Here is a 13572-nt window from a genome sequence, read left to right as displayed (position 1 = left end):
ACAGAGTAAATTCAGTATCGAATATCAAAAAGGAGCACCTCGGTGCTCCTTTTTATTTGTCTGTTCTCTAAGTCTTTGGGGCTATCTAGCTTTTAGCCTTTCCACTCGTACAGAGCGGGGATTTCTATTTTCTGTTGATTGAACTCGATAATCACTGATTGTGGCTTAATTTCCAGTAATTGAATGTCTTGTCCAATCCAATCTCCTTGCGCCACTTCTTGGCCATTCACTTTGACCCAGCGCTTGGTTTCACTACTCGAATACATGTGAGTTTGCAGGTCTAGCTTAGGTAATACCCCAGATAAACTATTGCTGTGAGACTCTAACTCTATGACCTGAGACCCTACCTGCCCTGCTGGACGTGAGTCCATTGGCTCAGGTGCGCTTTGTTGCTCACCCATCATTGATTCAAGCTTTAAGGCCAAATCAGGTGGTAACTCACTGAGATCTAGCCCTTGCAGTAAATCACTGTCCGATTGCAGAGCCGTATTCTCATTGCTTACACCTGGCTGAACCTCTTGCTGAGCTAGTGATAACTCTGACTCTTCTGATGTTCGCGCACTACTCTCTGAACTAGCCACAGGCACAATAGCTCCACCAGCGACATTCGTACTTTCAGAGCCAATCTGCGCATACACCTCTTGGCGTGGCAGTGCTTTCAAAGGTTGGCTTACTGGTGCTGGGCGAACTGCGAATAATACTTCATCTTCTGCATCCACTGACACAGCATCCACATTGGCTATATCAGCATCAGAGATTTGAGGCTCAAGGTCTGATTGAGATTTTGATTCAGGTAGAGCTACATAGGTAGCTTGGCTAGCCGATTTTTTTTGTTGGTTATACGATTGATAAGCCAGAACACCACCCACCAACAAAGAAGGCACCAAGATAAGGAGTAGCCCCATTGCTAACGATGAGCCTCGTTTATTGCTAATCCCTTTAACAGAACTTGGCACATGATGATTTTGGTAGCCTTTGAAGCTGGGGCTATTAAAAGATGATTGGTTAAGAGACGCTTGGTTAAGAGGCGGCTGCTTAGCAGACGACTGATTAAGCTCATGCATAATGCGTGACATTAACTTGCGCCTCCATCGAGTGACATCAACTTAGGCGAGTCGAGTTGAGCCAATCTTTGTAATCTTGCCAGCGTGCGTTTTCCTGCAATGCCATCGACTGACATGCCTTGCCACATTTGAAACGCTTCAATTTTCATTTTTAACTCATAGTCAAATACATCACTGCCCGATACGTCTTCACCCAAAACTTCAGACAATAGCAGATCAAGTAGTGCAATCGCCTCACCTTGATAACCCTCTTTGAGCGTCTCTCTGAGTGGCTGTTTCCAAATCGCGACATAATCACCTTGCCAGATTTTCTTTAAGGTACGCTTAGGCATCACCAAAAGCTTTTCGTTAACGAGGAGCTCGACAGACTCCTCAGACGCACCATAAAGCACAGCAAACACTGGCTCTTGAACGATATCCAGATTAAGGACCACGGGTACGCCAAGCTCTAACAATGTATCCAAATTTGACTGTTGTTGCTCGCACACAAATACACTTTGCGGCTCACTTAAGCACAAGCCATCACGCAGTGAAGACTGATATCCCCAGAGCGTATACAAGTCCTTAATAGCGAGAGAACGATTGGTTCCCTGCATCAAGTGCTGTTGAATATCTTGTGGTAAAGCAAACTTGGAAGGTTTTGGCTCAGCAACCAACTGAGGTTCATTCGCCACCAAAGAGCGCTGAGTCTGTGCAGACACTTCTGTTTTCATTTCACTTGAAGTCTCAGCCGACTGCCATGAATTGATATAGCTTGGAGCAAAATTAAAGGTCGCCATTGCGAGGCCGACACTTAATGTAGCAATCCCAGCGTATTGGAATAACTTGGGTACTACGTGAGAAGCTCGAGGCTTTTCGACATGATACACATCGGCCTGAAACGACATAACTTGCTGACACGCTCGGTTAACCGTTTCATTGTTCGGTAATGGCTCACCATCATGAAAAGCCAATTGCAGGGCTTTGTCACACACCAAGTTAATGAGCCTTGGAATACCATGAGTATATTGGGCGATCAACTTGATTGAACGATTCGAAAACAGCATCTGCTCGCCACCCGCCGTTTCTAAACGAAACGCGATGTACTTGCCTGTCTCTTCAGTATTAAGAGGCAGTAAGTGATAGCGACCTGTAATACGCTGTGCTAGCTGACGTAATTGAGTGGTTTGTAAGTGCTGTTGTAATTCCGGCTGGCCGACCAACAGTACTTTTAACAGCTTGCGACTGTCGGTTTCTAAATTGGTCAGAAGGCGCAGCTGCTCCAGCACATCAGCTGCGAGATGTTGGGCTTCATCAATCACCAATAAGGTTTGAATGCCTTCAGCATGACTATCGAGCAGGAAGTGATGAATGGCCTGACTCAGCTGTTTCAACGATGCTTGTTCAGGGTACTCAACCTCAAATTCATCGCAGATAGCTTCCAGTAAATCCGTATTGGAAAACGTAGGGTTAAGTATAAGGCCAGCTTGAGTCTGGTTATCAAGTGATGACAACATCGCTTTGGCGACCGTTGTTTTTCCTGTACCGACTTCACCAGTAAGCATCGCAAAGCCCCCGCCCTCGCCTAAACCGGCTTGCAGGTTCTGCATCGCTTCTTGGTGACGCTGACTCAAAAACAAATAGCGAGAATTTGGTACAATCGAAAATGGCATCTCAACGAAGCCAAAATATTCCTTATACATGTGCTGCCCTATAATTACGATTAATGGAAAGTACCATTGCTCGCAGTAAAGTCCAGCAGTGATAAAACATTTCGAGGTGATACGTTGCAAATATTCGATAGCCTACCAAAAGAGAATGGGCTACAACGCTATCTCGTTGGCGGTGCGGTACGCGACAAACTGCTCAACATTGAAAGCTATGATAAAGATTGGGTCGTGGTCGGAAGTACCCCGCAAGAAATGGAGAGCCTTGGCTTTACCGCTGTCGGGAAGGATTTCCCTGTCTTCTTACATCCAAAGACCAAAGAAGAGCATGCACTGGCTCGTACCGAGAGAAAGTCAGGTTCTGGTTACACAGGTTTCGAATGTTACTTTGCACCAGATGTGAGTTTGGAAGAAGATCTCATGCGTCGAGATCTGACCATCAACGCCATTGCTCAAGACGATAAAGGCCAACTTTACGATCCGTACCATGGCCAGAAAGATCTCTCTGATCGTGTTCTAAGGCACGTCTCGGATGCTTTTGTTGAAGATCCTCTGCGTGTGCTGCGTGTGGCTCGCTTCGCCGCCAAACTCCATCATCTCAACTTTATGGTTGCACCAGAAACCATGGTGATGATGAGTGAGATAGTTCAATCCGGTGAACTGGCACATCTTACGGCAGAGCGAGTTTGGCAAGAGTGGCATAAATCCCTTAGCACTCCGCATCCTGAGGTGTTCCTTTCTGTACTGAAAGAGTGTGGTGCATTGGCTGTTGTGTTGCCTGAAATTGACGCGCTGTTTGGTGTACCTCAACCTGAAAAATGGCACCCTGAGATCGACACGGGCATCCACACTCTGATGGTTGCTCAACAAGCTGCGCGATTAAGCTCATCATTACCCGTGCGTTTTGCCGCTCAAGTACATGATTTAGGTAAAGGCGTCACGCCAGAAAGTGAGTGGCCAAGCCACAAAATGCATTGCCATACAGGCTTAAAAATCATTAAGAAGCTGTGTGAAAGAGTCAGAGTGCCCAATGAATTCAGAGATCTCGCACTGTTAGTTTGCGAGCAACATTCTAATATCCACCGTGCAGGCGAGCTCAAGCCAACCACCTTTCTCAAGGTTCTGAACAAGTTTGATGTTTGGCGTAAACCAGACAGGCTCAACGACATACTGCTTTGCTGCCAAGCCGATCATGCTGGTCGTAAAGGGTTAGAAGATCAGCCTTACCCTCAGAAAGCGCGTTTTGAAGTGGCTTACCAAGCAGCGCTTCAAGTCGAAGTCAAAGTGATAATTGCCGATGGTTTTAAAGGTAAAGATATTCGAGAAGAACAAGAGAAACGTAGATCCATCGCAATTGAAAATGCCCTATCAGAAATCGCTGATAATTAATCGCCATAACGCTGATTACCATGCATTAAAAAAACCGCGACTAGGCGGGTTTTTCCGTTTCAATCTGTAGGACGAAACATTGGTCTATGTAAGGAGAATGCTACTGCATCATCAAGAAAGCAAATAGACCAAAACCTAGAATCAGGCGGTAGATAACAAACGGTGTCATACCCATACGTGAGATAAGCTTCAAGAAGAAGTGAATACAGATATAAGCACTGATGAAAGAAACCACGATACCCGTAAGCAAGGTGCCAACATGGATAGGGTCACCACTGGTCACTAACTTCAGACCTAAGTAACCACCCGCCAGAGTGATGATTGGGATAGACATTAGGAAAGAGAATCGAGCCGCGGCTTCACGTGTGAAACCAAGGTAAAGCGCTGCAGTAATCGTCGCGCCAGAACGAGACGTACCTGGAATAATCGCCATTGCTTGAGCAAGACCAATAAACAGCGCCTTTTTCCAACCTGCTTGGTATTCGTCATCACGTAGGCTTGAGTTCTTATCCACCCACCATAGCAACAGACCAAAAATAATCGTTGTCGTCGCAATCACCCACGCACTGCGCAAGTAAAGCTCAACAATATCTTTCATCAACAAACCAAAGATACACGCAGGAATCGTCGCGAGAATGATCATCCACGCGAGCTTCGCTTCTTTACTACGATCACCTTTAAACACGGAACCAAAGAATGCGCTCAACAGAGAGACCACTTCTTTGCGGAAATAGATAACTACTGCGGCCAAAGTACCAACGTGGACCGCAACATCAAAAGCCAAGCCTTGATCTTCCCAACCTAAAACAGCCGAAGGAAGGATTAAGTGTGCAGAACTGGAAATAGGTAAAAACTCAGTAAAGCCTTGCACCAACGCCAACATAAACGCTTCAAAATAACTCATTACTTACCTTAAAAATTATAGTGTTATATCTACGACAGAGAGCGAATCTAATTGCTGCATCTTCTGCCATATTTCACTGACGGTTCTTCCATCTTGCGGGATCACTCTCGCAGGACAGAGATCATAAAGTGGTTGTGTTACAAAAGGATATTTATAGATATCACTGCGTGGTAATTCTGGTTCCCTTTCAGAAACCACGTCTCCAAACAGCACAATATCAAGATCGAGCTTTCGATCTTGAAGTTTATGAGCATCTTGAGATCGACCCCATTTAAACTCAATTTTACGAAGTTGCTGTGAAAATTCAGTCAATGAGAGTGACGTGTCGAGCTCTATCACAAAGTTATAAAACGAATGGCTTTCAAACCCTACAGGCTCACAATGATAGATCTTAGAGCATTTAAGGTTAGTCCCTAACGATTGAAGCTCTGTCCATGCCACCCTTGCATGCTTGTCGCGGTCTATGTTCGTGCCAACACCAACATAGGCTATTGTCATGCTTGACCTCGTTCGATGATCACACCGACTGCTTTTGCCTGTGGCACTGCGCCAGGCTTCGCTAAACGGATTTTAATCCAAGGCACTGAGAACTGAGTCATGATTAATTCAGCGACTTCTTCTGCCACACGCTCAACCAATAGGAATCGGCCATTCGCAATGTGGTCAAGTACGGCAGTGCTGACTGTCGAGTAATCCAAAGCATCGACAACATCATCACTCTTACCTGCAGGGCGGTTGTCATGAGCCATTTCAATATCAAGCACAAGTTTTTGTTTGATCTCTTGTTCCCAATCGTAAACACCGATCGTTGTAATTACTTCTAGCTGTTCAATGAAAACTTTATCCAGTGCCATGACTTGTCCTTTTAGAGGTCGGATACCCATATGGGGGAAAAAAACGTATTATTCGTGTAATTCCAGATATGATATCAATTACTCTTGGATTGAGCATTATTTTCCCATCGTTAGACTTATAACCGTTTAAGGAAAAACATGACCCCTTTGGCACTTATCATGATCATTGCAGCCTATTTGCTAGGTTCAATTTCGAGTGCGGTCTTGATATGCCGAGTCTTAAGACTTCCTGATCCAAGAACGGTAGGCTCCAACAATCCAGGGGCCACCAATGTATTGCGTGTTGGCGGCAAAGGCGCCGCTGCAGCCGTGCTACTTTGTGACATGCTTAAAGGCACCATTCCAGTCTGGCTTGGCTACTACCTCAATATCGACTCGATCATTTTAGGCGTCGTGGCGATTGCTGCATGCCTTGGTCATATGTACCCTATATTCTTCCACTTTAAAGGTGGTAAAGGCGTCGCAACAGCACTCGGAGCCATCGCCCCAATTGGATTCGATCTAACGGGCATGATCATGGCGACTTGGTTGGTTGTGGCATTTTTGTTTCGTTATTCTTCTTTAGCGGCACTGGTTACTGTGTTGCTCGCACCTTTCTACGCTTGGTTAGTCAAACCTCAATACACACTGCCTGTGGCCATGTTGTGTTGTTTGATCGTCCTACGTCACCATCAGAATATTCGTCGCCTACTCGATGGCAGTGAACCAAAACTCGGGCAAAAAAAATCGGCTTAAACTGTCATGTCTAAGCCGAACCATTTTTAAACCGAGATAAATTTAAACCGACACAAGTCTCAATCGATCAATACTATTCAGTCTTTAAGAGCTTACAGCAGATGTTTATCTAAAAACGTCTTCAGCATTGTGTTCACAAACTCTGGTTGCTCTAGCGAGCTAATATGACCAGCACCAGGAATCACCACTAACTCACTGCCCGTAATGCAATCGTGCATTAGGTATGACTCTAGTGCCGGACGTGGCTTATCTTCTTGTCCAACGGCAATCAAAACAGGCAGTGCAAAGTTCTCTACCGCTTCAATCATATCGCGGCGCCCAAACACCATTCGACCGATTCGTGCGACTTCTTCTGCTTTCTCACCCTCAAGTGATGATAGCTGCTGAGTAAAACCTTCCACTAAAGCTGGTGAGTTAGTTTGAGCATCATTAGCAAAGAACAGTGGAACAACCGCTTCTACAATCGGCTGAGGAACCATTTTGGTTTGAGTAATGGTGCCTAACATGCTGAAGTATTTAGCATGAGCAACTTCTGGCTCTAAACCAACAAAGGTATCCATAAGTACCAGAGACTTGATTCGTGCAGGAGCTAACTCCGCCAACTCTGTTCCCCACATACCGCCAACCGATAAGCCAACCACAGAGAATTCTTCGATCTCTAAATGATCAAGCAGAGCCAAAACGTGCTGAGCGTAATCTTTCAAGTTACGCATCGAAGCTGGTGCAGCTTGAGACTCACCATGAGACCAAAGCTCTGGAACAATACAGCGATACTGAGTTTTTAATGCATCGATCTGCGGCTTCCACATTGCACTATCCCAAAGGTAGCTGTGGCCTAACACAACAACAGGGCCTTGACCTTCGTCTAGGTACGCCATCAATTGATTGTCTACTGTGAACTTGTTCATTTTCTTCCCTAATCTCTGTTAGCAATTATTTATCGACATATAGTCGGTAAGCTAGGATATAAAAACGGCCGCACAAGGCGACCGTTTATCGAAACACACTGGTTTATTCTGCGCTTAGCTTTTGTTGATCGACGGTTTCTCGTTGAACGATTGCTACTAGCTAAGCAATTGGCTCTAGTTGGTCAATTGGCCAACGCGGCGTGGCATGAACAGACAAATCAGCCGTTTCACCATTTTTAAGGCGTTGCATACCCGCGTAAGCAATCATCGCACCGTTATCAGTACAGAATTCAGTTCGTGGGTAGTAAACCTCACCACCGATTTTCTTCGCCAGCGCTTCAAGCTCAATACGTAGCTGTTTGTTGGCACTAACACCGCCAGCAATCACGATACGTTTCATGCCCGTCTCTACCAAGGCACGCTTACACTTGATTACCAAGGTCGCACAAACGGCTTCTTGGAACGCGTAAGCAATATCAGCACGAGTTTGGTCATCATTGTCATTAGCGCGAATGGTATTTGCCGCAAACGTTTTCAAACCAGAAAAGCTCATATCTAGCCCTGGGCGATCGGTCATTGGACGTGGGAACTTAAAACGCCCCGGAGTCCCTTTTTCTGCGAGTCGAGATAACAGCGGGCCACCCGGGTAATCTAAGCCCATCAGCTTCGCGGTTTTATCAAACGCTTCACCCGCCGCATCATCAATCGATTCACCAAGGATTCGGTATTCACCAATGCCTTTTACTTCGACCATCATGGTATGACCGCCAGAAACCAACAGAGCAACAAATGGGAACGGTGGAGGATTGTCTTCTAGCATTGGCGCAAGAAGGTGACCTTCCATATGGTGCACTGGCACAGCAGGCACGCCCCACGCATAAGCAATACTGCGACCAATCGTTGCACCTACAAGCAATGCACCAACCAAACCGGGACCTGCTGTGTAAGCCACGCCATCAATGTCTTTCGACGTTAGGTTCGCTTCTGCCAATGCCGCTTTAATCAGTGGAATGGTTTTTTTTACGTGGTCACGCGACGCTAGCTCAGGTACCACACCACCGTAATCGGCGTGCAGTTTTACTTGGCTGTATAACTGATGAGAAAGCAGCCCTTGCTCATCATCATAAATTGCGATTCCTGTTTCATCACAAGAGGTTTCAATACCAATAATGCGCATAATTTTCTCGGCACGCTTTCGTCTAAAATGGGAAATTAGCGCAATATTACCCTGCCTAAGCTCTTCAAACAAATATTGTACAGACTATAATCGACAAAGTGCTTTACAAAGCCACTGTGATCGGATTAAAATTCCGCACCATTTTTGATCAAGCTGGTTAATGGCCAAACGCGAATAGAGAGTTAGCTCGATGGGTAACTTCTCTGATTTGGTACTGAGTAACCAGCGATAATGAATAACCCCTGAGGTGAAAGGCATATGCCAATAGTTAAAGTACGTGAAAACGAACCGTTCGACGTTGCACTACGTCGTTTCAAGCGCTCTTGTGAAAAAGCAGGTATCCTTTCTGAAGTGCGTCGTCGTGAGCATTACGAAAAGCCAACTACAGTTCGCAAACGCGCTAAAGCAGCAGCTCAAAAGCGTCACGCTAAAAAGCTAGCTCGCGAAAACGCACGTCGCGTTCGTCTGTACTAATAACTTAATCCATAAGGACTGAGTTATGGCTCTTATTGAACAACTCAAAGAAGAGCAAAAATTAGCGATGAAAGCCAAGGACAAACCGCGCCTTGGCACTATCCGCTTAGCTCTTTCAGCAATTAAGCAACGTGAAGTTGACGAACGGATCACTCTGAACGACGACGACATTATTGCTATATTAGTTAAAATGGTTAAGCAACGTCGCGATTCTGTTGCTCAATATGAATCGGCAAATCGTCAAGATCTTGCTGACGTGGAAAAAGCAGAAATTACGGTACTTGAAGGCTTTATGCCTCAACCGCTAACTGAAGAAGAAGTTATTGCACTACTTGATAGCGCAATTGCAGAAGCTCAACCTGCGGGCATGCAAGACATGGGTAAAGTAATGGCTATCTTGAAACCACAAATTCAAGGGCGTGCAGATATGGGTAAAGTTAGTGGTTTAGTTCGTTCTAAACTCGCTTAATCCCAAATCAAATTGCAACAAGCCGTGCAATCCTTCGGAACGCACGGCTTGTTTGTATCTGTAACCTATTCAAACTATTATTATCCACACTCTCAGTTAGTGCATTTTTCTAAGGTTTTATGGCAGGACACATCCCGCGTAGTTTCATCGATGATCTCCTAGCGCGTCTCGACATTGTCGATATTGTGGACGCACGCGTGAAACTTAAGAAAAAAGGCAAAAACTATGGTGCTTGTTGCCCATTTCACAACGAAAAGACCCCTTCTTTCAGCGTAAGCCAAGAAAAACAGTTTTATCACTGCTTTGGTTGTGGCGTACATGGCAATGCTATCGACTTCATTATGGAGTTCGAACGTCTCGATTTTGTTGAAGCGATTGAAGAGCTGGCCTCATTTTTAGGGCTTGATGTTCCTAGAGAACAGCGCAGCGGTGAAATATCCACGGCACCAAGAGCCAACAGCGAACAAAAACGTAACCTCTACGATTTGATGGGCGGCATCAGTAATTTTTACCGCTCTCAGCTGAAAATCTCAGCGAACAAGCCTGCGATTGATTACCTAAAAAATCGCGGCCTTTCTGGTGAAATCGTACAGAAGTTTGGGATTGGCTACGTCGCTGATGAATGGGACTTGGTTCGTAAGAACTTTGGCCAACAAAAAGAAGCTCAAGACATGCTCGTGACTGGCGGCATGTTGATAGAAAACGATAAAGGCAACCGATACGATCGATTCCGTGGACGCGTGATGTTCCCGATTCGTGACCGTCGAGGCCGAGTAATCGGGTTTGGTGGTCGTGTTTTAGAAGACGGCACACCAAAGTATCTAAACTCGCCAGAAACGCCGATCTTCCATAAAGGTAAAGAACTTTACGGCCTTTATGAAGTGTTACAAGCATACCGTGAACCGCCTCAAGTACTTGTGGTTGAAGGTTATATGGATGTTGTCGCACTAGCGCAATACGGTGTCGATTACTCAGTAGCATCACTGGGTACCTCAACAACCGGTGACCACGTTCAGATGTTGTTCCGCCAGACCAATACTGTGGTTTGTTGTTACGATGGTGATAGAGCAGGTAAAGAGGCCGCGTGGCGCGCACTAGAAAATGCGCTTGAATACCTGAAAACAGGTAACACACTCAAGTTTCTGTTCTTGCCAGACGGTGAAGACCCAGACAGCTATATTAGAGAACACGGTCAGGCTGCTTTCGAACAGCTCGTCCACAATGCGACGCCGCTTTCGACCTATTTGTTCGATAACCTGATTGAAATACACAAGCTGAATTTAGGAACAACAGAAGGAAAATCGGCACTGCGTGCACACGCCAGCGCCTTGATTAGTAAAATTCCTGACAGTTACTTCCAAGAACTGCTCGAAAAATTGCTCGATGAGCGAACTGGATTTGATAACCAATTGAGGCGTGCTCGCGTTCACACAAAGACCCCGACACCTCAACCGCATAAAGAGCTCAAGCGCACTCCAATGCGTGAAGTTATCGCTTTGCTTATCCAAAATCCGAGCTATGCTGATATGGTACCGGATTTATCAAGTGTCAAAGGCTTACAGCTGCCTGGACTAAGTTTATTCGTCGAAGTACTTGATATCTGCCGAGTGAACCCCCATATCAGCACAGGCCAATTATTAGAACATTGGCGAGAGAACAAACATGAGGCACTTTTGTCTCGTCTCGCGAGCTGGGAAATCCCCCTCGACGAAGACAATCAAGAAGACATATTTTTAGACTCATTGGACAATATCCTTGCCCAGTGCGTTGAAAAACAAATTGAAAACCTGCAGGCCAAAGCAAGAAGTGTCGGTTTATCAGCCGAAGAAAAAAGGGAGCTACTAGCTTTAATGCTAGATCTAAAAGCGTAACCCTGTTTGATTAGTCAGCATTTAATAAATTTGTTAACATAATTGGTTTGCATTTGAGAATGCAACGTCCTTCACCAGACCTGAAGTTGGATATCATCTATGGATCAAAATCCGCAGTCACAGCTAAAATTACTTGTTATTAAAGGCAAGGAACAAGGCTATCTGACCTACGCCGAAGTAAACGACCACCTACCTGCAGAAATCGTGGATTCTGAACAGGTAGAAGACATCATTCAAATGATCAATGACATGGGTATCAAGGTAGTAGAAACTGCACCTGACGCTGATGATCTAGCTCTTAATGATGACGATGCCAATATAGATGAAGATGCAGCTGAAGCTGCTGCTGCTGCGCTTTCAAGCGTAGAAAGCGAGATTGGCCGTACAACTGACCCAGTTCGTATGTACATGCGTGAAATGGGTACAGTTGAACTACTGACTCGTGAAGGCGAAATCGACATTGCGAAGCGTATTGAAGATGGTATCAATACCGTTCAATTATCTGTTGCTGAGTACCCAGGCACGATTCCATACATCTTGGAACAGTTTGACCGCGTACTCGCTGAAGAGATTCGCTTAACAGATCTAATCAACGGCTTTGTTGACCCAGACGACGATGGCACAGCTGCGCCAACGGCGACTCACATCGGTTCAGAGCTCGCTAAAACTGATCTAGAAGACGAAGACAAAGAAGAAGCAGAAGACGACGAGGAAGAAGAAGAGGAAGATACAGGTATTGATCCTGAGCTTGCTCTTGAGAAATTCACAGCGCTTCGCACTAGCTACCAAAACCGTCAACTAGCAATCAATGAATACGGCCACGAAAGCCCGAAAGCAACGCTTGCAACAACAATGATGCAAGACGTATTCAAAGAATTCCGTCTGACGCCAAAACAGTTTGATTACCTAGTAAACGAACTGCGTACTTCGATGGATCGCGTACGTACTCAAGAACGCCTAATCATGCGTCAAACGGTTGAGTACGGCAAAATGCCGAAGAAATCTTTCATTGCTCTATTTACTGGCAATGAATCTAGCGAAGCATGGTTGGACGAAGTTCTTGCTTCAGACAAGCCATACGCAGAAAAGATCAAACGTAACGAACACGACATCCGTCGCTCTATCCAAAAGCTGGATATCATCGAACGTGAAACGTCTCTTACTGTTCAGAGCATCAAAGATATCAGCCGTCGTATGTCTATCGGTGAAGCGAAAGCTCGTCGTGCGAAGAAAGAGATGGTTGAAGCGAACTTACGTCTAGTAATCTCGATTGCTAAGAAGTACACAAACCGTGGTCTACAATTCCTGGATCTAATCCAAGAAGGTAACATCGGTCTGATGAAAGCGGTAGATAAGTTTGAATACCGTCGTGGTTACAAGTTCTCTACTTATGCTACGTGGTGGATCCGTCAAGCAATCACTCGTTCGATTGCCGACCAAGCTCGTACTATCCGTATTCCGGTTCACATGATCGAAACGATCAACAAACTAAACCGTATCTCTCGTCAAATGCTACAAGAGATGGGTCGTGAACCGCTTCCGGAAGAGTTGGCTGAGCGTATGCAAATGCCTGAAGACAAGATCCGTAAAGTACTGAAAATCGCTAAAGAGCCTATCTCAATGGAGACACCAATCGGTGACGACGAAGATTCGCATCTAGGTGATTTCATCGAGGATACAACGCTAGAACTGCCTTTAGACTCTGCAACGGCAACAAGCCTGCGCGGTGCAACTAAAGACGTTCTTGCAGGCCTAACGCCTCGTGAAGCGAAAGTACTGCGTATGCGTTTCGGTATCGACATGAACACTGACCACACTCTTGAAGAGGTTGGTAAGCAGTTCGACGTAACTCGTGAACGTATCCGTCAGATCGAAGCAAAAGCACTGCGTAAACTTCGTCACCCAAGCCGCTCAGAAACTCTGCGTAGCTTCCTAGACGAGTAATTACACGCTTTAGTGTGGTTAGCTTTTAAGCATAAAATAAAAAAGGTGAGCGTTGGCTCACCTTTTTTGTGCCTACGTGATTTAAGTGGCTAAGATGTAAGCGGAATTGCCCCTCATAGTGTCTAGACACCATTGAT

General features: G+C 45.5%; 13 protein-coding genes. 6 read left to right on the top strand and 7 right to left on the bottom strand.

The annotated features are described in order from the left end of the window. Positions 1 to 92: 92 nt before the first annotated feature. Positions 93 to 1076 (bottom strand): general secretion pathway protein GspB, encoded by a 984-nt coding sequence (locus DUN60_RS00620; RefSeq protein WP_114632963.1) that lies wholly within the window; start codon positions 1074 to 1076, stop codon positions 93 to 95. Further along, positions 1076 to 2746, bottom strand: a complete 1671-nt coding sequence (locus DUN60_RS00615) for an ExeA family protein (protein ID WP_208638347.1) — start codon at positions 2744 to 2746, stop codon at positions 1076 to 1078. Before DUN60_RS00615 ends, DUN60_RS00620 begins: the two co-directional genes overlap by 1 nt. A 36-nt stretch (positions 2747 to 2782) precedes the next feature. On the opposite strand from DUN60_RS00615, the gene DUN60_RS00610 reads away from it, so the two are divergent. Beyond that, the gene (locus DUN60_RS00610; protein ID WP_114632961.1) at positions 2783 to 4099 is read left to right on the top strand and encodes a multifunctional CCA addition/repair protein; all 1317 of its coding nucleotides are present in this window, start codon (positions 2783 to 2785) and stop codon (positions 4097 to 4099) included. Between the two features lie 100 nt (positions 4100 to 4199). Here DUN60_RS00610 and DUN60_RS00605 read toward each other — a convergent pair whose 3' ends face one another. The 3 genes from DUN60_RS00605 to folB are packed head-to-tail and all read right to left on the bottom strand — an operon-like array spanning position 4200 to position 5857. Beyond that, complete coding sequence (locus DUN60_RS00605) at positions 4200 to 5003, bottom strand: undecaprenyl-diphosphate phosphatase (protein ID WP_004735967.1); 804 nt, start codon at positions 5001 to 5003, stop codon at positions 4200 to 4202. 15 nt (positions 5004 to 5018) lie between these two features. Continuing rightward, positions 5019 to 5501 carry a 2-amino-4-hydroxy-6-hydroxymethyldihydropteridine diphosphokinase gene (gene folK / locus DUN60_RS00600; protein WP_108150470.1) on the bottom strand — a complete coding sequence of 161 codons (483 nt, stop codon included), beginning with the start codon at positions 5499 to 5501 and terminating at the stop codon, positions 5019 to 5021. Then, a complete protein-coding gene (folB, locus tag DUN60_RS00595) occupies positions 5498 to 5857 on the bottom strand; it encodes a dihydroneopterin aldolase (RefSeq protein ID WP_004735969.1) in 360 nt (119 codons plus the stop codon). Before folB ends, folK begins: the two co-directional genes overlap by 4 nt. 138 nt (positions 5858 to 5995) lie before the next feature. Between folB and plsY the strand changes: the two genes are divergently transcribed. Then, positions 5996 to 6592 carry a glycerol-3-phosphate 1-O-acyltransferase PlsY gene (plsY, locus tag DUN60_RS00590; protein WP_004735970.1) on the top strand — a complete coding sequence of 199 codons (597 nt, stop codon included), beginning with the start codon at positions 5996 to 5998 and terminating at the stop codon, positions 6590 to 6592. A gap of 92 nt (positions 6593 to 6684) precedes the next feature. Here the strand turns inward: plsY and DUN60_RS00585 are convergent, their stop codons facing one another. Together DUN60_RS00585 and tsaD are read right to left on the bottom strand one after the other, a co-directional pair. Then, positions 6685 to 7500 carry an alpha/beta fold hydrolase gene (locus DUN60_RS00585; RefSeq protein ID WP_114632960.1) on the bottom strand — a complete coding sequence of 272 codons (816 nt, stop codon included), beginning with the start codon at positions 7498 to 7500 and terminating at the stop codon, positions 6685 to 6687. A gap of 160 nt (positions 7501 to 7660) precedes the next feature. Continuing rightward, positions 7661 to 8677, bottom strand: a complete 1017-nt coding sequence (gene tsaD / locus DUN60_RS00580) for a tRNA (adenosine(37)-N6)-threonylcarbamoyltransferase complex transferase subunit TsaD (protein WP_004735972.1) — start codon at positions 8675 to 8677, stop codon at positions 7661 to 7663. 258 nt (positions 8678 to 8935) lie between these two features. Between tsaD and rpsU the strand changes: the two genes are divergently transcribed. The 4 genes from rpsU to rpoD all read left to right on the top strand — a co-directional run bounded on the left by rpsU (position 8936) and on the right by rpoD (position 13435). Next, a complete protein-coding gene (gene rpsU, locus DUN60_RS00575) occupies positions 8936 to 9151 on the top strand; it encodes a 30S ribosomal protein S21 (protein ID WP_004396009.1) in 216 nt (71 codons plus the stop codon). A 25-nt stretch (positions 9152 to 9176) separates the two neighbouring features. Then, positions 9177 to 9620 carry a GatB/YqeY domain-containing protein gene (locus DUN60_RS00570; protein WP_009847797.1) on the top strand — a complete coding sequence of 148 codons (444 nt, stop codon included), beginning with the start codon at positions 9177 to 9179 and terminating at the stop codon, positions 9618 to 9620. 119 nt (positions 9621 to 9739) lie between these two features. Next, positions 9740 to 11491 carry a DNA primase gene (gene dnaG / locus DUN60_RS00565; protein ID WP_114632959.1) on the top strand — a complete coding sequence of 584 codons (1752 nt, stop codon included), beginning with the start codon at positions 9740 to 9742 and terminating at the stop codon, positions 11489 to 11491. Positions 11492 to 11590: 99 nt separating this feature from the next. Continuing rightward, on the top strand, positions 11591 to 13435 hold the full coding sequence (gene rpoD, locus DUN60_RS00560; protein WP_009847799.1) for an RNA polymerase sigma factor RpoD: 1845 nt from the start codon (positions 11591 to 11593) through the stop codon (positions 13433 to 13435). The last annotated feature ends 137 nt before the right edge of the window (positions 13436 to 13572 follow it).

This window comes from Vibrio splendidus (assembly GCF_003345295.1).
In the GTDB taxonomy this organism is placed as follows: domain Bacteria; phylum Pseudomonadota; class Gammaproteobacteria; order Enterobacterales; family Vibrionaceae; genus Vibrio; species Vibrio splendidus_K.
Note: the sequence above shows the minus strand (reverse complement) of the source record. Positions and strands in the feature narration are given on the sequence as shown.